Below are 20,292 nucleotides of genomic sequence, written 5' to 3'. Positions count from 1 at the left end.
CGACACTTTGGTCAATGAATACCCTTCGATTATAACATGTTAATTTAAATAAGACAAATTTCTTAAAGCTTTTTTTAGATTTATCTTATTTATTTATTCTTTTTCCTCAATTAGACTCAATACCTTTTCTTCAACCTGGTCTAAATTCAAATCAGAACTATCAATAACAATAGCATCCCCAGCTGCTTTTAAGGGGCTATTTTCACGATGGGCATCGTAGTAATCCCGAGCTTCAATTGCCTCAGTTAATTCTTCAATGGTTTGTTCAGATAGTCCTTTAGCCTGATTTTCTAAAAAGCGTCTCTTCGCTCTAACTGCTGCTGAAGCGGTAAGAAAGATCTTAAGATCAGCATCAGGCAACACCACAGTTCCAATATCGCGTCCATCCATCACTAAGCCGGAATGGTTTCTAGCCCAACTTTGTTGCCGTTCAACCATAGCCTGGCGAACTCGGTCGATAGCAGAATAGGCAGAAACCGCTTGGGTAACATGGTCTTGGCGGATAGCCTTAGTCACATCTCGGCCATTAAGCATGATCTTTTGGCCTTCAGAGTCCGTCTCAAATTGAATATCGATGCTTTCTAATAGCTCATTAAGTGCTGGTGAGTTTTCAGCTTCAACCTGTCCTTTTAAGGCCAAAAGAGTCACACAGCGGTACATGGCACCCGTATCCAAGTAAACATAGTTTAAACGTTCAGCCAATCGTTTAGCGATGGTACTCTTTCCCGAAGAAGCGGGGCCGTCAATAGCAATGTTAATTTTTTTCATTTTCTACTCCTCAATTACCCAACCTTCGCGCCTATTGGTAGACCCGAAGAACCGTACCCGGTGCGATCGGTGAATTAGCATGTAAGCCGTTTAATTCCAGTAATTGATTCAGAGTCATTCCATGGTTAACCGCTATCCGATAAAGGTTATCCCCCGCAGAAACTTGATAGCTTCCTACATTTTGATTTTGATTGGTATTTTGTTGATTTTGATTTCGACTCGCTTGTTGACGGGATTGCTCTTGGGCAGCTGCTTGTTGTTGGGATTGTTGGACAGCTTGGGATTGTTCCGCTGCTTGACGGGCTTCCTGAGCCGCTTGTTGAGAAGCTTGAGCCGCTTGTTGACTCTCCTCTTGTTTTTTACTTTCTTCTGCTTGTTTAGATTCCTCCGCCTTCTTGCTTTCCTCTTCGGCTTGTTTTTGGGAATCATTTTCAGACTTAGACACCATCACTTGGTCCACATTCATGCTTTCTGGTTGTTTTTGTTGGTTGCCGTAAATAACGTAGGCTGCATAAGGGATCAAAATAAACAAGAGTCCTAGAGCAATCAAGACCTTGACCGTTGGGGATACACCCTTTTCCTTTTTATTTCTGGAAGACCGTGAATATTGACGGTTCTTCAAATTTTCGTACTCATCGGCCGAACTCGCCTCTGGTCCTGCTTCAACTTCCTCTTCTAAGTTAGCATTTTCTTTCTCAACCGCTGGCTCTTCTTTTTTCCATTTGTTTTTTATCTGATTCCAATTGTCCTTGAATGCCATGATTATTCCTCCTTTATTACTAGAAAATTGTAGCATTTATTAGGCAAAATGTCAGTATTTTCCTCAGCCAATCCATTCTTAACTAGGAAATAAGACATTAAGTCGTGCCCGCCAATCCTTCAACACTTTTTCTTTGGGATTCACTAAGCGCTTAGGGGCCAAGGTCAGATATTCCTTAAAAGTTGCCGTATCTTCAAAGTCAGCCTGACAATGCGAGCAACAAAAGCCATTAGTACTTATCCTTTCCTTGGAAAAATGGCTTAGTAAGTAACGGCGGTAACAGCTATTTAGGTTGAGGTATTGAACCATTTGTTCGATTTCATTTTTCTTTATCCTTTGATAGCTTTGAAAGTCACGCTGAATCTGCTCCTTATCCTTGGGCGAATAATTATAGTAAAAATAGGTGATTAAATTTTGGATTTGCTCCTCAAATGCTAAGAAAGTCTGACTTTGCAAAAAATCAGCCCGCTGATAAGCCTGATTTAAACCATGATAAAAAGGCGAAGCTTGAGCGTCAATTTGCTCTTTAAAATAATTTAAACGGCTAATTTCTTGGGGATTAGAATAAAGTAATACCAAAGCTTCTTGGCCGTCACGACCACATCGGCCACTCTCTTGCAGATAGTCAGCTAATGATTGCGGAGCATGATAGTGAATAACAAAACGTACATTGGCCTGGTTAATCCCCATGCCAAAAGCAGATGTGGCTAAAATCGCGTCAAGATATCCCTTTTGAAATTGCTCTTGGACTTGCAAGCGCTCCTCACTAGTCTTGTCAGCATGGTAGCTGGCGAGCTTTAGCTGGCCGCTCGCTTTTAAATCTTGGTAAAGTTCTTCCAACTCCATTTTATTGTGGACATAAATGATTCCCGGCTTCGGTAAGGTCTCAAGCAAGGAATTAAGATGGTGAAACTTGTCCTTTTCATTAAGCTTCAATTGACCATAGAACAAATTGGGCCGGTCTAAGGAGCATTGGACTTGCTGATAGCTTTCACGCTCATCAAACAAATGCTGGGCAATCTCTGTTACTGTATTTTGACTAGCGCTACCGCTCAGGGCTAAGGTCAAAGGATGATTTAGGGCTTGGCGAAATTGTTTGAGGGCACTGTACTCCAGCCGAAAATCATAGCCCCATTGAGAAATACAGTGCGCTTCATCAATGACCATCAGTTTGATAGCAATTTGCTTTAAGCGCCGTAAGACAGCGGGTTGGGAAAGCATTTCCGGTGACATAATAATAAATTGAAAGTCATGGAGATGATTAAGTAACCAGTTTTTTTCTTGTTTACTTAATTGACTAGTTATTGCCACACTTGCTTTAAAACCAAGTGCCTGCAGCTGACTGACCTGGTCTTCCATCAATGCCAGCAAAGGGGAGATAAGCAAAATAGGTCCGGGATTTAAATACTGGTAGATCTGATAAATCAATGACTTGCCGCCAGCAGTGGGTAAAATACCTATCACATTTTCTCGCTTTTGTAAATGAAGTAAAATTTCCTTTTGCCCGGGGCGAAAAGACTGGTAACCAAAGTGAGTCGCTAAGAGATCTTCTAACATCTTACTTGCTCCTTTCTGGTTTCTTTCACTTGCATCACTTGATAATAACGGTAAAGCCAATAAGGCGCTTTAGGAAAAGCTTTCTGAAAACTTTCAAAATTATTATAAAGAAGCGACCAATCAATCTTCTTTAAATCTGCGCCAAGCAAGTGACTGGCTTCCTGGGCTAAAACTTCTGGGCGAGAAAGCATAATGTCCACATAATGATCAGCGATGGTAGAGACCTTTAAATGGCGCTTCTTAGCAATTTTTTCTAATGAATAGCCCTGTTTAATATAGTAATAGCTCACATTAGCAGAATCAGACCAAGGGGGATAAATAGCAATAAAGCTTTCAAAAAAGCTCTTTAGGAGAGGGTAAGTATCCGCTGATAGCACTGTGACCATGAGGCGGTCAATTAAACTACTATAGTACAAATGGCATTGGTCTAAAGTAAAATGATAATGACTGGCTAATTCTTCATAAGTCAGCGCTGGCAGGTCAACATAACCCATCCGTGCCAATAACATATCGGCTTGCTCCGGTGGCCAAGCAGCTAAAATGGCTGCTAATTCCTGCCCTAGTATAGTCGCTAACTCCTTTTTACGATACTTTTTTTGCGTCCAAGCAAAGAAGCACTTGACCTGGTATTGAATTTGAGCACTTTGTGTAAGGGGTTGGTAGCTTTTTTCACCATGGCTAGCATTAGCTAGAGCTTGAAAGAATAAGAGTAGACTAGTCTGTATAACCTGGTGGTTAGCTTTTGGAAATAGCCCCTGCCGGTATTTTAGACCAGCCAGTAAAGTTTGCATATCAGTCTCTGGCTCATGGTCAACCTGGCCTAACTTTTTCCAGCTTAACTTGGATAATTGGGGGCATAGGTTAAATACAAATAAGAGCTGATGACTATAGGCGTAGAACAAGCTTGAGGGTGTGCGTTTACCAATCAGAATCTGATAAAGTGTATTTTGATTCAAATCTGCTGTGTATTTTTTGACTTCAGCTAAGAGTTCTAACATCTTTTTCCCCCCCTCATTGTCTATTTTCACATTCATTATAGCGAAGACCTACGGAAAAGGAAAAAGAAGAGGCAGATGAAAGGCCAATCGAAATAAAGCCTATTAATTTTATCTATTTAACTCACCATTACTGATCAATACGACTTTATCATTCTTCCTAAGTCTGATCTCAATAATTTAGCCTTTATTTATTTTTTGGGATAGCTATCCCAAGGATTGTATATTAAAAATCAAATTCTTATGTTTTAATGTAATAAGACTATTTGTTTTTACGCATCAAGACTGCATGTGTATCATAACTGTTTTTCTAAAAAGCAAGCCCACTATTTAAAAAGACATTTACTATCAACATGATTGAGATTAAAAACAAAAAGGACGACTGGATAATTTTCCAAGTCGTCTTTAATTTTTCTTACAGAAGGGAGTAATATTTTAATGGATACATCAACAGACCAAACGTAAGCGTCAAATAGAAACACGGCTATAAAATGTAAGCCCTCCAAACTATACTTCTAATAGTTAGGAGGGTTTTTATATGATTATTAATATGGATGACCTTCACCATATTTACATTGCCTACGGCAAAACCGATTTGAGGAAAGGAATTGATTCGCTAACAACTATTGTTCAGGAAGATTTTAAAATGGATCCGTTCAGTCAGTCATTATTTTTATTTTGTGGAAACCGCAATGATCGTTTTAAAGCACTCTATTGGGATGGCAGTGGCTTTTGGTTATTCTACAAACGATTTGAAGATGGTAAGATGCAATGGCCTAAAAGCCATAGAGAATTAAAACAGATTTCAAAGCAACAGTGGCAATGGCTACTTGAAGGTTTTTCTATCGAAAGTTCTGTGCGAAAAACACAAAAGAAAAAATTTTATTGAAATACCCATCCTCTAAAACAATTGGTAAAATAAGAAAAACGAGTGAGGAGGATGACTATGACTTTAAATCGAGAACAGCAATTACTTGAAGAAATTAAAGTATTGAAGAAAATGATCAATCATCAAAAACGTGTTATCGACAGTCAGCAGTCATCCATCGACAATAAGCAGAATGAATTAAATCATCAAAATAAACTATTGAAAAATAAAGAAGTAACGATTGCTCATCAAGATGAATTGATTCGTTATTTGAAGAAGAAACTCTATGGTCGTTCAAAAGAAAACTTAGTAAATAACAATCAGCTAAGCCTTTTTGAGATTGATGCTTGTGATTTGACCAGTGAAGAAGAGGATGAAGCAATCGAAACGATTAACTATCGTCGCAAAAAGCGACCAAAAGGTCGTAAACAAGTAGTGCTTGAACACTTTTCTGATTATGATCTTCATTACACATTAGAAGGTGAAGATCGCAATTGCTCTAATTGTCAACAAGAAATGGCAGAAATTGGCCAAAAGAAAATTCGCCAACAGTTACGCTACGTTCCTGCGGAAATTCGTTGTGAGAATGTTATTCAGCATAGCTATAAATGTACGAATTGTTCAGAATTAGCGGGTAAAGAGATGGTGATCAGTGCGGATGTCCCAAAACCTGTCTTTAATGGGAGCTATGCGACCGCAAGTCTTGTTTCCCACTCACTTCAACAAAAATATGAACTGAAAATTCCTGCTTACCGTCAGGAAGGTGAATGGGAAAAGATGGGCCTACCGCTTTCTCGTCAAACGCTCATTAATTGGCATGAAAAAGCTGCAGAATATTACTTTGAGCCGCTTTATCGACTGCTTTCTGGAAAGCTAATCAAACAGCCAGTCATCCATATGGATGAAACGAGTTATAAGGTCATTGAGCATGAGAAAGAAAAGACCTACTACTGGTTAGCGTGTTCTTCTCGAGAAACTCAGCAACAAATTTATCTCTATCACCATTCCCCTGGACGAAGCTTTAATGACCTTTCCGAAGGAATGGCTGACTATGAGGGTGTGATTCATTGCGATATGTGGCATGTCTATCCCAAAATAAATGGAGCGACTATCGCTGGTTGTTGGGCGCATCTAAGACGAAAGTTTTATGAGGCCTTACCACCTAAAAAATATCAAGGTCAATTTCTCAGCTCATGGGCAGTGAAACAATGTGACCAATTTTTCACATTAGAAAAGAAATGGCAAGATTTATCGATATATAAACGTCTAGATAAACGCCAGACAACTTTAAAAGTAAAAATTGACCACTTTTTTGAACGCCTTCGTCAGGAATCACCTACTGCTGGAGGAAAATTAGGAACAGCCATCGCCTATGCCCTAAAATATGAAGCTTATTTCAAAACATTTTTGGAAAATGGTGCGGTTGAAATGAGCAATAACCGGGCAGAGCGTGGCATAAAAGCACTCGTTATAGGGAGGAAAAATTGGTTGTTTTCTACCTCTTTTAAAGGTGCTCAGTATTCTGGAATCATTCTATCGATCATTGAAACAGCTAAGGCCAATGGCCTTGATCCTGAAAAATATCTCACTTTCCTATTAAGTGCCATGCCGAATGAAAAGACACTCAGTGAAAAAGTGCTTGAGGATTATCTTCCCTGGCATCCCGCTATCCAAGCGATCTGTCGAAAAAAATCAAAAAGAGAATTACTTAAATAACAAAAAATCTTGATCAGTTGAGCATACAAAGGATTTAAAAAATCCTCTTCGCTAGCTTATCAAGATTTTTTTGAATTCTATTCTCTTATTTGACGCTTACGACCAAACAATGGCCAAGCTACTGAGTAAATTAGACCAGCGGCGCTTAAATATTATCAAATACCTCATTAGCAGTGACCAAGAAATGGCGGCCATCAAAGAATTAAAGAACCATTTTAATTGTTCATCACAGACAATAATTTCTGACTTAAAGCAGCTCATTCTAATTTTTCCTGACAAACTACAGTTTGAAATGAAATATAAATACATCAAATTAGTAGGTTCTACTCCGACTCAGGTCAATGCGTTTTATCCTTACTTTTTTAGCAATAGTATTTATTTCATCTTAATACGGACGATTTTCAGTCAAAAAATTTACTATATTTCTTATATGTGCGAAAAGTTATTCGTTAGTCGTTCGACTCTTTATCGCATCATTGATTCCATTAACCAATTTTTTACCAGTTATTATCCAAGTCTCAGTCTCACCATGAACCCCTTTACTATTGAGGGACCCGAACGCGAGGTAAGGAAATTTTATTACGATTTTTTTGAATTTGGTTACCAGTTAACCCAATGGCCTTTTAATGAGGTGAGTCATCAGGACATTAACAAAATCTCCCTCTACTTAAGGCACTCCATGCCTAGCCTAGGACTTTATAGTAGTCACCCCATGTTCCCCATTATTCTTGCCATCAATTTAATTCGTTATAAGCATAAAGACCTGGTCCAAGACAGTTACTTACCAAGGGACCTATCGAGCTTACAAGAATCCTTAACCGCCACAAAAGCCCAATTTACTATCTTTGATATCGAGTATCGACTAAAGGTATCCATCAATTCTGAAGCCGTCCGTCAACTCTTAGTCGGTCTAGCACCACACACCACCTACTTATCTATCCAAGCCTTACAGGAAGAAATCCATTCTTCACATGATCATTCTCAAGCCGTTTCTAACTTCTTTGAAGATTTGGATCAACTAACAACCAGCCAGCGATTAAATCCTTTAGACCAAGATAAGAAGGATTTGTTGCTTTTATTACTCTATAATTGTTGTCAGGATAAGCTTGATTTAAAAGAAAATGAAAATTACTCTAAGATGCAGTTGACTGCTTTAGAAATCGATAATCTAAAAGAAAAATGGGGACTCATCCTTCCCGGCTTTAACGCCCGTCTACAGCCAATTCTAGAAAGTTTTCAATCCCATTTCAGTAAAGAGCTCATTGCCAAACGCACAGCCATAATGTTTTCTTATGTCTATTCTTTTTATCCCTTAACTATCAATCATTTTTATAAGGACTATAAACGCCTACATATTGCGGTTTATACCAGTCGTTCTTACTCTACTGATGAAATTTGTGGTAAGCTCCATCTGTTTTTTGGCTCATTAATTGAGGTCACCCCCATCACAGATACTTACTTTATGGAAGAACTAGACCATTCAAGAATTGATATTTTATTAACCACCTACCCCTTGTTCAATCTTAAAGGCATAACCATCCATACAATCAAAGATGATCTAACGACTGAAGATTTAGGTTGGATTTACCAAATGATTAACCAACTCAAATTTTCTCAAGGCCAAAAAGAAGAATGGCATCTCCACAAAAAATAAGTAAATAAAAAAACCAGCTTAATGAGCCAAGTAAATATTAGCTTCTCATTAAGCTGGTCTCTTTTTTATTTCAATGGCAAGGGATTTATCTAGCTAATAATAAGACCCCTAAACTAAACGCCGCTTAGCCACAGGTAAGGCAGCTGATAGAACAATAAAGTTAGCTATCGAAATAATCAGGCCCTTGAGTAAATTAAAGGGTACTATGCCATAAAGAATATATTCTTGCATGTTAGGAATTTCAAAATTCATCACAGCCATATAGAAGGGAGTAATGACATAGTAGTTAGCCAAGGAAAGGACAATCGTCATTAATACGCTCCCGATTGCAAAAGCAAAGCAGACTTTGACATAGTACTTAGCCGTTTCAACTTGTTTGCTCAAACGAAGATCATAATTACGCAAAATATAGTAAATTGGCAAGCAATAAGAAAGAGTAGCTATGAAAGAAGCCATATCTCCGATTGGGTAACCCGCATTGCCACCTGTTTGCATATAGTGTAAAAAGTTCCGTACAAAAGCAGCCCCTGCACCACTCCATGGTCCAAACAAAAAGGTGGTGAATAGGATCGGAACATCAGAAAAATCGACCTTTAAGAAAGGTATAGCAGGCAATATCGGAAAAGAAAACATCATAAGGATAAAGGCAATAGCCCCCATAACTGCGGTAACAATTAACTGACGTGTACTTGTTTTCATAACAATTTCCCCTTTCTTCTTCTCAGTCAGGGTTAGTTGTTATTTCTTGAAAATAAAAAATTCCTTTCACCGAAAGTCTTCAATGAAAAGAATTAATTAGTAAGTATTTACTATCTTCTCCCATTCTGACTTTACAGTCGGTACTAGAATTTCACTAGTTCTATCAGCTCACTGATTCGCGGACTATCACCGCCGATCGGGAATCTAACCCTGCCCCGAAGATTTCATTTATTTAATTTTACAAATAGATTATAACCCCATTATAGGAGAAATGCAAGCGTTTTATTTTTGTAAGGCATATTGTTTTAAGCGCTCAACTTCAGCTTTTAATAATGGCCGGTATTCACCCACTCCTAGACCTTCAGTCGTTAAAAAGCCATAGCGTTCGCGGTTCAAACGTTTTACGGGATGGCCAACTGCTTCAAGCATCTTACGAACTTGACGATTACGTCCTTCATGAATTGTCAACTCAACGGTTGCATTTTCCTTAGCAGCCTTATTTTTCCGAATGCGTGCCCTAGCCTTAGCGGTTTTCTGCCCGTCTATCACTAGACCTTCTTCTAAGCGCTTAAGGGCATCGGGGCTAGGATAGCCCTTTACCTTAGCCACGTAAACCTTATCAATTTCGTAACGAGGATGCATTAATAAATTGGCAAATTCCCCATCATTGGTTAAAAGTAAGACCCCAGTCGTATGATAATCTAAGCGCCCGATAGGATAAATACGTTGAGGGATCTCTTTAAAATAATCAACCACTACTTTTCTCCCTTTGTCATCAGCAACAGAAGAAATGACCCCATCCGGCTTATTGAATAAGTAGTAAACGGGTTCTTCTTTATATATAGGTACTTGGTCAACTTCAACCAGGTCCTTCTTTGTGACCTTAGTGCCGAGTTCAGTAACCACCTGGCCGTTGACCTGCACCCGACCTGCAAGGATTAATTTTTCAGCATCACGTCTAGAAGCCACACCAGCATGGGCAATGACCTTTTGTAATCTTTCCATTATTTATCTCCTTCTTCATCAAATAAGCCCTTATCTTCCTCATCTTCAGGTAAAAGCGATGATATATCAGGGAGGTCAGCTATTGAATTCAATCCAAAATATTGATAAAAATAATTAGTTACTTGGTAAAGAATCGGACGTCCAGGTCCCTCTTTTCGCCCCGCTTCTTCAATCAAGTCATGCAATAAGAGGCGTTTAATCATGGCTTGCGATTGAACTCCCCTGATTTCATCAATTTCTAATCGGGTAATTGGGCCTTGGTAGGCAATCACTGCCAAGGTTTCCAAGGCTTGTTGAGACAGCTTCAAAGCAAAAGGACTGACTGCATATTTTTGGATTAAGTCAGCATAGATTTTTTGAGTCAGTAATTGATAGCGCCCCCCTAGACATACTAATTCTAGCCCCCGCTGACTATCAGTTTTTAATTTTTTGTCTAAGTTCCATAAACTATACTGGACCTTTTCTTTAGAAAGATCTAAAAGATTAGCTAGTTCCTCTAGGCTAAGGCCTTCCTCACCAGCAACGAATAATAAACTTTCGCAAGCACCCTCAATGGTCAATCCCCATCATCCTTCTTTTGTATGCTTATATCTGCAGCAATTTGATCTTGCTGGATAAGTAATTTTCCTTGTTTAACTAATTGTAACAGAGCCAGAAAATAAGTCACCACTTTCTCTCTGTTAGGCTGATTCGAACTCAGCAAAGAAAAAAAGGACAAGTGGTCTGACTCTTGGTCCAAGGCTTCTTCGATACTCGTAATCGCCTCATCAATAGTAAAAGTTTCCCCTTTTACAGTTCTTTCAAGGGGTTGTTCCTGCCTCAAGCGTAAAAACATTTTTTTAAAGGCCGATAAGAGGTCTTCACTGCTTACTTCGTTTTCAGGCAAAGGCACAACGGCTTGTAAATCCGAGAGGTCACTGGCCTCTTTAGAGTAACTCAAAGACCGGTCAGCTTGTTTTTCTTCTAAGATCGCTGAGACAGCCTTATATTGCTTATAGGTTAGTAATTGTTGGACTAAATCGGCTCGTGGATCGTCTTCCTCCTCTTTTTCCATGGCTTTTTTGGGCAGGAGTAATTTAGTCTTAATTTCAATTAAACTGGCCGCCATAATCAAGTAGTCACTGGCTAGTTCCAAGTCCCTTTTTTGGTGGCGGTGAATCGTTTCTAGGTATTGGTTGGTGATATCAACAATGGGAATATCAAAAATATCAACTTCCATCTGCTTAATTAAGTGCAAAAGCAAATCTAGCGGCCCCTCAAAAGCCGCTAGATCGATGTGTAATTCATCATTAGAAGTTTCAGTGTTTTCTTGCTTAGTTTTATTCATAAACCTTCCCCATCGTGATGAATAATATGTGGCATGGTACGTTGTTCATGTAAGGCCCATCCTTTTAAGATATCAGACATAGCTAGTGAGCCGCTAATGGTATACATAGGAAATTCCTGGGTTAGAGCAGTCAACATGGCATAGATAATCTCATTTTGGTCGAAAGAAGGATTAACTGAGCTATAACGTACTAATACTAATTCTTTTTCCTCATCTTGGTCAAAACCAATAATACCGACAATATTATCGGTTTCTTCATCACGCCATAAGTAAAGTTGACGCTTACCTGCTTTTATACGCTTCATTTCTGCCATCAAGTCATCCATAGACTTATAGGCATCTAGATAAGATAACAAACCCATAACTACTTTCTCATAATTTGAAATGTATGGAATTAGCATAACTCACCTAACCTCTCTTAAAGATTCTATGGTTCATAGACTATCACAAACGCTCCAAAAAGAAAATACTCACTTTTCTAAGCAAATATCCAATACCATAAAAATAGAAAACTTTTTGTAAAAACATCTTAAATATCTAAGGCCTTAAATACTTTGGTTAAGGAATCCTCAAAGACCAACGTATCTTTTCTATCCACTTGAATCTTTGTTTTATTAATGACTGCTAAATAAGAGCCATTAAAATAATCAATTAACCCAGCGGCAGGATAGACTCTTAAAGAAGTTCCAGCAACGATCATCAAGTCCGCTTGCTCAATGGCTCTAACTGCCCCTAATATCTCTTTTTGATCGAGTGCCTCTTCGTAAAGAACGACATTAGGACGTACGATATCCTGGTCAAAGCTGCATCGTGGGATCCCTTGCTCATCTTTTTCTAAGTCTTCTGTCCGATAGTGTCGTTTACATTTTAGACAGTAATTATCCCAGACATTGCCATGCAATTCATAGACCTTTTGACTGCCCGCTTCTTGGTGAAGGCCATCGATATTTTGAGTGACAATGGCAACTTCTTTTCCTTTAGCTTCTAAATCAGCTAAATAACGGTGACAGGCATTGGGTTTAGCGTCTGGATAGACTAAATGATCAAAGTAATAGTCAAAAAATATTTGGGGATATTTCTCAAAGAAAGAGTGTGAAATAATTTCTTCTGCACTGACCTGATATCCAGAATCTTGCATAAATAAACCATCCGCAGAACGAAAATCAGGAATGCCACTTGCTGTGGATACTCCTGCTCCTCCAAAGAAGACGATCCGATCACTTTCATAAATCATATTTTTTAAAGTTTCGATCTTATTCATTACCAGCCCTCCTATAGTTCTATTGTATCAAAGTTTAGCATGATCTTCGAACGGCTTTTCCTTTCAATTCTTTTCTATGCCTATTAAAGTAATGATATAATAATATCAACTTCAATGTAGAAAGGACCAATTTAATGAAGCCATTCAAGAAAATTATTGCCTTGGCCTGCCTCTGTGCGACCATATTCTTTCTAAGTGCTTGTTCTTCGCAAAACAAAACCGATGACCTATTTTTTAGTGATCTCTTTACCACCTGGCAAAAGAAACAGGAAGCAGCTAGCCAAGTCGATAAAAATAGTGACAATGCAGGTAGTCAAGCCCTCATCAATTCCTTCAATACTGAGTGGGAGGAAATGAAAAAGTATCAAGACCAAAGCTTTAAAGATAAAGATTTAGGAAATAAAGTGAAGGACTACTTAAATGAATTAAAAGCTTGTGTAGATGCTCTAAACCAAGAGCCGGCTACCATCGATAGTCAGACTGCTTTTAATGATCATTACCGGAAGCGAATTGATATCCTGAAAGACTTATCCCAAGATTCACGCTTTATCATTCAAGCAGAAGCTTTGGAAGAAATTGACGCAGATAAAAATTCCAAAGCCCTTGAAGATGCTAAAGAAAATCTTGACTTCCGTAAAGCAGCCTATTCTCAACTTGAAGAGGATTTAAATAATTTACAGTTCACTGTTGACCAAGCGGCAAGTACTGACCAAAGCATTGTAATGACGGGGACATTAACTAACCATGCCAAAGCTGACTTAGTGAATTTGGGGATAACCTTTAAATTTGTCGATGCTGACCAAAAAGAGTTAGCTTCTGATACTTGGAAGACTGACCGACTCAAACAAGGTGAAAGTCAAACTGTAACCATTAGGAATACCGCTCCTCAAGCAGCTCACATTCAAATCGAATTGAATGACGGCCTGTCTATTGAAAAATAATATCAATCTAAGAGGATAAGTGAATGTTTATAGGCCTATCTAGGATACTTAGTGAAGTCATTTTACAAGAGTCATCAATCGAGTAGGACTCTGTCCGTTAGTCGGACAGAGGACCTCTCACACCACCGTACGTACGGTTCCGTATACGGCGGTTCAATATCTTAAATAGGCAGACTTCGCCAGGAGGGTTAATGATTTTAATCCCCACTGACGGAGTCTTTTTGTTGTCAGAGCGTAGTGCACCTCCGGTGTCTTGGATAGGCGCCAATATTTCTTGCGTGAGAAAGCAATACGCTTCGCGCTATCACTATCCAATCCCAACCGCATGAGGCGTATAATCTTCGTTCGACAGTTTTTCCATCGCTTCAAAATGAGTTGCCTTAGGCGATGGTTTAACCATTGTTCTATATCTTCAATATAGGTTTTAATATAACCTAATCCAAAATAGTTGATCCAGCCTTGTGTGACTTGGTTGATCTCTTTTACAATGGTTTTAAAGGGACCTGGTCGCTTTCGACTTGTCAGACGTTTTAACTTTGCTTTGAATTTCTTCTTCGCTTCATTCGTCGGACGAAAACGACAACCCTTTCGGGTAGGCATGATAAGGCAACCCAAGAATTTTAAACGGGTTGGCGAACCCACTTGACTTTTCTCATGGTTAACGGTTAATCGAAGATCTTTTTCAATGTAAGTAGTAATACTTTTTATCACACGTTCTCCTGCTCGCTTAGATTTTACGAAAATCGCAAAGTCATCTGCGTAACGCACAAAACGATGTCCACGACGTTCTAATTCTCTATCCAATTCATTTAAATAAACATTACATAGAAGCGGTGAAATGACACCCCCTTGAGGGGTGCCCGTATGACTGTTAATCAATTGACCCATCAGATCAATAACACCTGCACTCATAAAACGTCTAAGAATACGTGATATCGCTGGATCTTTTACCATTTGTTCCAAGTAATGAATCATTTTATCTTGATTAAAATTATCAAAACAATTCTTCAGATCACAATCAACCACAACTTTATAGCCTGTTTCGTAATAGTCGACACATTGTTTCAGTGCACTATGTGCACTCTTGCCTTTACGAAAACCATGACTATAAGGTGATAGTTGAGGATCTATGATTGGTTCAATCACTTGTCGAATGGCTTGTTGAACAATGCGATCCCTGACAACAGGAATACCTAATCGACGAACTCCTCCATTGGCCTTAGGGATTTCTACCCGCTTGACCGGTTGAGGTTTATATGTTGCATTCATCAGTTTCTGTTGTAAAGGTTTGAGGTACTTTCTTACTTCGGCTTCCGCATCTTTTGCGGAAACACCATCAATGCCTGCTGCTCCTTTGTTCTTTCGAACCGATTGAGCCGCACGCATGAGGTTTTCTTCTCTGACAACGAGACTCATTAGAGACCCATCATGTCTTTTCATATATTCAATAGCTCTACTACTAAGCACACCTGCATACTTTTCAGGTTCCACCTTATTTCTCTGTAGGCTGCGTTGCTTTCGCAACTTTTCTGCTTTTCCCATAATTGAGCTACCTCCCATCTAAATAAACATGGATATTGTTCAGTCCTTCGTTTCCTCTGGAAACTACTATGACTTCGGCTGACTTCTCACAGTAAACCTTTTTCGACCGGCTTCTTATAAGGGGACTCCTGCGCCGTCTGTGAGATCTCCCTGGGTAAGAACGACAACTTTCTACTCATGTCACTGCTTCATCTACTGTCTCAGATTCGTGCAGTATTGGACTTCACTTTGTTAGGCAAGCTCATCCATCTTTTGACAGCCTTTCTTTATGAAGTTTCTGTACGTCAGTGCAAGTATTTGCCTCCAACTTCCTTCAGATTCCACCTCACGGTGGACACCCTTGTCTTTGGCTAACAGTTCCTACTGCAAAGGCCTGTAGTGGACTTTCACCACCGAGTTGTCGCCCATGCCAGGCGCACATACAGAAAGAGGTTGGAAAAAACTTCCAACCTCTTTTTTCTATGCTCTTGGGAAAGTTTTTTTATAAATTTCGCGCATATGTTGCGAATGGATGTGGGTATAAATTTGCGTGGTAGAAATGTCAGCATGACCCAGAAGTTCTTGAACCACTCTTAAGTCTGCCCCATTTTCCAATAAGTGGGTTGCAAATGAGTGCCGCAAGGTATGGGGGCTGACTTCTTTTGTTATCCCAGCCGCTTGGATATATTGCTTGAGCTTCTTCCAAACCCCTTGCCGACTAAGGGGACGTCCGTGATGGTTCAAATAAATCATCCCTTGAGATTGGTCATTTTCTCCCAAGAGTTTGAGGCGGCTCTCTTTGAGATAAGTCTGTAGCCAATCTTTGGCCACTTCTCCAAGAGGAATGATGCGCTCCTTGTTGCCCTTACCAATCGTTTGGAGAAAGCCGAGATCTTCGTGAAAATCACTGATTTTTAAATGGACCAATTCGCTTACCCGCAGCCCACTCGCGTAAAGTAACTCTAATAAACTACGATCTCGCAAGCCAAGAGTCGAATTGACGTCCGGTATGTCTAACAAACGATCAACTTCTTCAACACTTAGCACTTGAGGGAGCTGCTGTTTCTTCTTAGGCAAGGAAATATTTTCCACCGGGTTCTCTTCAATCACTGAGTCTAAAATCAAATATTTAAAGAAGTGACGTAGGGTCGATAAATATTGACTCATGGTTGAGACTGCCCGACCCTTTTGGTTTAACTTTTCTAGCTGTTGGATAATATCCTGGCGTTTGACGGCTTGAATATCCTCAATCCCCGCTTCAGACAAAATCATTTGAAATTGTTTCAAGACATTGTGGTAAGTTTTAATGGTATTTTCCGAAAGGCCTTGTTCTACCCGTAAAGCAATTAAAAAATCCTCAATCAAATCATTGATAGTCAAAAAATCACTTATCCTTTAAAGTTATCCCATCTTCATTTTGTTCAATTCGCTGAGTTTTCATCAGGTGGCCCAAGGCACGTTTAAATTGAGCCTTGGAAATATTAAAGGCTGATCGAATCGCATTGGGGTCACTCTTATCGTTATAAGGCAAAAAGCCCTCAGGAGTACGTTTTAAAACTTGATAAATCATTTCCGCGTCATCATTGATCACTTCAAAAGCACGTGGCTTTAAGGATAAGTTCAGATTCCCATTTTGTCCGATACCAATAACCCGAGCTTCTACCTCTTCTCCGAGACGGGGCTCTACTTCCCATTCACTAGGGTGAATAAAAGCCAAGTAGTAATCCTCTGTGATTAAGTGGCTCCCATTCAATTTACACTGATAGACCCGGGCTTTCTTAACTTGATTGACCCAGCGTTTTTCATTCCCCTTAACTTTCCTGGTTAAAGACTGGACGACCACAGAATCGGCTAGATTAGCCCACTGCCGGCCCTTACGATCCACGGATAATTTCACATAAAGCTTATCGCCTTTTTTGGGCCAAAGCCCTGTTTCGCTGGGCAACTCATCCAAAGACAAGACCATATCCTTATCTGGAAGACCAATATCTAAAAAGACACCTAGATCATGGCGTACTTGGGTAACCTCAGACCAACCATAGGTATTTTGTCGACAATCTGGGAAATCTAGAGTCGCTTTAGCTTGATTTTTTTGATTGGTATAGATAAACACCAGTATTTCTTGTCCAATATTCAGTGATTTTATCTTATCGCTGGGATTTAATTCAAAAGTCTTCCCCGCGAACTGGACGTAATAGTTCTTTGCATTATAGTCACTCACTTTAGCAGAGACTACACTTGCTAGTTCTTTCATTTGCTGATCTCCTTCATATTGATTTCTTTAAGTATAGCATAGACATAGGCCTCCCCAAATGAATTGCCAGAAGTACAATAAGGAAAAATAAAAAAAGCCAGTACCTAATAGGCACTGACTTTGTCTCGTTCAAGCTTAGATAGTGGTTGTAGCACCATCATAAACCATACCGCGACGTGCATCCAAGGTAATTAATTGGCCTTCTTCAAGAATGTTCATCGCATCTTTAGCATTAACGATAACCGGTGTTCCAGTGTTGACACTCATTACGGCAGCATGACTGGTTAGGGTTGCATTTTCTACAATAACAGCTCCTGCCTTCTTAATGGCTTCATTATAGCGTTCATCAGTTGTGGAAACCACTAAGATGTTATCATGGTTAGCTTTTTCAATGGCTTCTTCTGGGCTTTGGGCTTTAACCACGTGTCCAATGACTGATTGATTTCCTAACCCTTGCGCTTCAATTAAACGTTCACCGATCATTTGGATCTTCATTAAGTTGGTGGTGCCTGTTTCCCCAACCGGCACACCAGCGGTAATGAGGATAAGATCGCCATCTTTAGCGTAGTCTTCTTCTTTAGCAATTTGGGTGGCAAGTAAGGTCATTTCATCGGTAGATGCTGGTTTTTCAATGACCATTGGAACCACACCACGGCTAAGTAATAACTTATGGGCACGACTTTCAGAGAAGGTAAGCGCTAAGATCATGGCATTAGGACGGTACTTAGAAATTAAACGAGCAGTATGACCTGAATTTGTTGCAGCAACGATGGTTTGAATATTCAAATTACGCGCTGTATGGGCAACAGATTGGGCAATTGCTTCAGAAACATCACTGTTTTGATATTCTTTAAGGGCTTGTTGGGCTTGACCACGTAATTCGCTTTCACGTTCAGTAGTCATAGCGATACGGGTCATGGTCTTAACGGCTTCAAGTGGGTAGTCACCAGCAGCTGTTTCACCGGATAACATAATCGCATCAGTACCGTCTAGAATCGCATTAGCAACGTCAGAAGCTTCAGCCCGGGTTGGACGTGGGTTGCGTTGCATAGAATCTAACATTTGGGTAGCAGTAATAACTGGTTTACCAGCCGCATTACACTTACGGATTAATTCTTTTTGAACAACTGGCACCATTTCAGTTGGAATTTCTACCCCTAGGTCACCACGAGCAACCATTAAACCATCAGAAACTTGCAAAATCCCGTCAATATTATCTACCCCTTCTTGGGTTTCAATTTTAGGGATAATTTGAACGGTTTCGTTCCCGGTTTCTTCTAAAATTTCGCGAATCTCTAAAACATCTTCTGGCTTACGAACAAAGGAAGCAGCGATAATGTCAATTCCATTTTCTAGACCAAAACGAATGTCGGCTTCATCTTTTTCAGTGATACCAGGTAGGGATACGGAAACGCCAGGGATATTAACCCCCTTCTTGTCTTTGATTAAACCACTATTTTCCACAACAGTGGTAACAATTCCCTTATCAAAGTCAATGTCAGTAACACGTAAATCAACTAAACCATCATCAATGAGAATATGAGAATCAACATGAACATCATTAATTAATTGAGGATAAGTGACTGAAATCATGTCTTGGGTTCCTTCAACTTCAGTCATGGAAATCTTAACGGTTTTACCCTTTTCTAAGAAAACCGGAGCATGGTCCTTCATGTTATGGGTACGAATTTCAGGACCCTTGGTATCTAGCATAACCGCAATCCGTTTTCCAGCTTCACGTTCCACTTGGCGAATGGCTTTGATGCGGGCTAAGTGTTCATCGTGGTCACCGTGAGAAAAGTTCATCCGGGCAACGTCCATACCTGCTTTAGCCAGTTCGACTAGGGTTTCTGGATCTTCTGAAGCAGGTCCAATCGTACATACAACTTTGGTTTTCTTTAATAATTTCATATCAAATGGCATTTCATTTTCTCCTTTTATTTTTAAGACCAAACTGAGGTTTCTTGGTTAAGATCATAGAGATATTTATTGAGCGTATTACGTTTTTGACGGTCGTCTTTTTTCTCTAGGGCATTTTCAATGTCGGTATAGACAATTTTATTATCTACAATTCCCATACATACTCCAGATTGACCCTTAGCTAAAGCTTCAACCGCTGCATGTCCTAAAGAAGTTGCTAACATACGGTCTTTAGCGCTTGGTGATCCTCCACGCTGAACGTGTCCTAATACGGTAGTCCGAATGTGGTAATTTCCATATTCATCCAATAAATCAGCAAATTTATAGCCTGGCATAACGCCTTCAGCTAAAACAATGAGGGTATGCTTCTTACCCTTTTCACGTCCTTGATTAATTTGGTCAACGACCTCTTGGATATCAAAATTAATTTCTGGAATAATCACTTGGTCAGCACCACATCCAATGCCAGACCATAAGGCGATATCTCCAGCATGCCGCCCCATTACTTCAACCACAAAAGTCCGCATGTGGCTTTTGGCGGTATCTCTTAACTTATCCAAAGCTTCTAGGGCAGTGTTGCATGCCGTATCAAAACCGATGGTAAAGTCAGTACCAGGAATATCATTATCGATTGTTCCAGGAATACCAACCGTTGGAAAGCCACGTCGTGACAAGGCTAAAGCCCCTTGGTAGGACCCGTCTCCGCCAATGACAACCAAGCCGTCAATTTCATGACGTTTTAATTGTTCTAAGGCTTTGAGTTGGCCTTCTTCCTCTGCAAATTCAGGGTAGCGGGCTGTAAACAGAATCGTTCCGCCACGCGAAGATAGGGTGGAAACATCAGCAGCAGTCATTTGGAAAATATCTCCATCTGCTAAGCCACGGAATCCATAACGTACCCCATAAGCTTCGTTACCATCAAAAATGATCTTACGTACGATTGCGCGGATCGCAGCATTCATGCCGGGAGCATCGCCACCGCTTGTTAAGACCGCAATTTTTTTTGCCATATAAATCTTATCCTTTCTTTTCCCTTCACGTCATAT

The 20,292-nt window shown here is 39.8% G+C and carries 19 protein-coding genes and 1 riboswitch; of the genes, 4 read left to right on the top strand and 15 right to left on the bottom strand.

Features of this window, described 5'->3' with window-relative positions; translation table 11 throughout:
• Positions 1-93: 93 nt before the first annotated feature.
• The 4 genes from cmk to AWM73_RS03225 all read right to left on the bottom strand — a co-directional run bounded on the left by cmk (position 94) and on the right by AWM73_RS03225 (position 4,083).
• Positions 94-768 carry a (d)CMP kinase gene (gene cmk / locus AWM73_RS03240; RefSeq protein WP_060778068.1) on the bottom strand — a complete coding sequence of 225 codons (675 nt, stop codon included), beginning with the start codon at positions 766-768 and terminating at the stop codon, positions 94-96.
• Between the two features lie 31 nt (positions 769-799).
• Positions 800-1,528, bottom strand: a complete 729-nt coding sequence (locus AWM73_RS03235) for a LysM peptidoglycan-binding domain-containing protein (protein WP_060778067.1) — start codon at positions 1,526-1,528, stop codon at positions 800-802.
• Between the two features lie 78 nt (positions 1,529-1,606).
• Positions 1,607-3,085 carry a RecQ family ATP-dependent DNA helicase gene (locus AWM73_RS03230; protein WP_060778066.1) on the bottom strand — a complete coding sequence of 493 codons (1,479 nt, stop codon included), beginning with the start codon at positions 3,083-3,085 and terminating at the stop codon, positions 1,607-1,609.
• Complete coding sequence (locus AWM73_RS03225) at positions 3,079-4,083, bottom strand: helix-turn-helix domain-containing protein (protein ID WP_060778065.1); 1,005 nt, start codon at positions 4,081-4,083, stop codon at positions 3,079-3,081. The genes AWM73_RS03230 and AWM73_RS03225 overlap by 7 nt, the downstream gene beginning before the upstream one ends.
• A gap of 535 nt (positions 4,084-4,618) precedes the next feature.
• On the opposite strand from AWM73_RS03225, the gene tnpB reads away from it, so the two are divergent.
• From tnpB to AWM73_RS03210, 3 genes are all read left to right on the top strand, one after another.
• Positions 4,619-4,969 (top strand): IS66 family insertion sequence element accessory protein TnpB, encoded by a 351-nt coding sequence (gene tnpB / locus AWM73_RS03220; protein WP_060778064.1) that lies wholly within the window; start codon positions 4,619-4,621, stop codon positions 4,967-4,969.
• A 57-nt stretch (positions 4,970-5,026) separates the two neighbouring features.
• Positions 5,027-6,664, top strand: coding sequence for an IS66 family transposase (tnpC, locus tag AWM73_RS03215; protein ID WP_060778063.1), 1,638 nt, complete (start codon positions 5,027-5,029; stop codon positions 6,662-6,664).
• Positions 6,665-6,773: 109 nt separating this feature from the next.
• Positions 6,774-8,318, top strand: a complete 1,545-nt coding sequence (locus tag AWM73_RS03210; protein WP_060785043.1) for a helix-turn-helix domain-containing protein — start codon at positions 6,774-6,776, stop codon at positions 8,316-8,318.
• 108 nt (positions 8,319-8,426) lie between these two features.
• Here the strand turns inward: AWM73_RS03210 and AWM73_RS03205 are convergent, their stop codons facing one another.
• From AWM73_RS03205 to AWM73_RS03180, 6 genes are all read right to left on the bottom strand, one after another.
• A complete protein-coding gene (locus AWM73_RS03205; RefSeq protein WP_060778061.1) occupies positions 8,427-9,017 on the bottom strand; it encodes an ECF transporter S component in 591 nt (196 codons plus the stop codon).
• A gap of 108 nt (positions 9,018-9,125) precedes the next feature.
• Positions 9,126-9,244: riboswitch (FMN riboswitch) on the bottom strand.
• Between the two features lie 55 nt (positions 9,245-9,299).
• Positions 9,300-10,022, bottom strand: a complete 723-nt coding sequence (locus AWM73_RS03200) for a pseudouridine synthase (RefSeq protein ID WP_060778060.1) — start codon at positions 10,020-10,022, stop codon at positions 9,300-9,302.
• Positions 10,022-10,582, bottom strand: coding sequence for an SMC-Scp complex subunit ScpB (scpB, locus tag AWM73_RS03195; RefSeq protein ID WP_060778059.1), 561 nt, complete (start codon positions 10,580-10,582; stop codon positions 10,022-10,024). Before scpB ends, AWM73_RS03200 begins: the two co-directional genes overlap by 1 nt.
• The gene (locus AWM73_RS03190) at positions 10,579-11,349 is read right to left on the bottom strand and encodes a segregation and condensation protein A (protein ID WP_060778058.1); all 771 of its coding nucleotides are present in this window, start codon (positions 11,347-11,349) and stop codon (positions 10,579-10,581) included. The genes scpB and AWM73_RS03190 overlap by 4 nt, the downstream gene beginning before the upstream one ends.
• The gene (locus AWM73_RS03185) at positions 11,346-11,711 is read right to left on the bottom strand and encodes a hypothetical protein (protein WP_060778057.1); all 366 of its coding nucleotides are present in this window, start codon (positions 11,709-11,711) and stop codon (positions 11,346-11,348) included. Before AWM73_RS03185 ends, AWM73_RS03190 begins: the two co-directional genes overlap by 4 nt.
• Positions 11,712-11,878: 167 nt before the next feature.
• A complete protein-coding gene (locus AWM73_RS03180) occupies positions 11,879-12,610 on the bottom strand; it encodes an NAD-dependent protein deacylase (RefSeq protein WP_060778056.1) in 732 nt (243 codons plus the stop codon).
• A gap of 134 nt (positions 12,611-12,744) precedes the next feature.
• Here AWM73_RS03180 and AWM73_RS03175 point away from each other — a divergent pair, with 134 nt between their 5' ends.
• Complete coding sequence (locus tag AWM73_RS03175) at positions 12,745-13,551, top strand: FxLYD domain-containing protein (protein WP_060778055.1); 807 nt, start codon at positions 12,745-12,747, stop codon at positions 13,549-13,551.
• Between the two features lie 153 nt (positions 13,552-13,704).
• On the opposite strand, the gene ltrA is transcribed toward AWM73_RS03175, so the two are convergent.
• The 5 genes from ltrA to pfkA form a co-directional block, all read right to left on the bottom strand.
• A complete protein-coding gene (ltrA, locus tag AWM73_RS03170; protein ID WP_060779056.1) occupies positions 13,705-14,991 on the bottom strand; it encodes a group II intron reverse transcriptase/maturase in 1,287 nt (428 codons plus the stop codon).
• 561 nt (positions 14,992-15,552) lie between these two features.
• A complete protein-coding gene (gene xerD / locus AWM73_RS03165; RefSeq protein ID WP_174519275.1) occupies positions 15,553-16,452 on the bottom strand; it encodes a site-specific tyrosine recombinase XerD in 900 nt (299 codons plus the stop codon).
• Between the two features lie 4 nt (positions 16,453-16,456).
• The gene (locus AWM73_RS03160) at positions 16,457-17,326 is read right to left on the bottom strand and encodes a CvfB family protein (RefSeq protein ID WP_060778054.1); all 870 of its coding nucleotides are present in this window, start codon (positions 17,324-17,326) and stop codon (positions 16,457-16,459) included.
• Between the two features lie 135 nt (positions 17,327-17,461).
• Positions 17,462-19,249 (bottom strand): pyruvate kinase, encoded by a 1,788-nt coding sequence (pyk, locus tag AWM73_RS03155; protein ID WP_111853576.1) that lies wholly within the window; start codon positions 19,247-19,249, stop codon positions 17,462-17,464.
• A 20-nt stretch (positions 19,250-19,269) separates the two neighbouring features.
• Positions 19,270-20,256 (bottom strand): 6-phosphofructokinase, encoded by a 987-nt coding sequence (pfkA, locus tag AWM73_RS03150; protein ID WP_060778053.1) that lies wholly within the window; start codon positions 20,254-20,256, stop codon positions 19,270-19,272.
• Between the last annotated feature and the right edge of the window lie 36 nt (positions 20,257-20,292).

Origin of the sequence: Aerococcus urinae (assembly GCF_001543175.1) — a bacterium.
GTDB lineage: Bacteria > Bacillota > Bacilli > Lactobacillales > Aerococcaceae > Aerococcus > Aerococcus urinae.
This window is presented reverse-complemented; position numbering and strand designations above follow the sequence as displayed.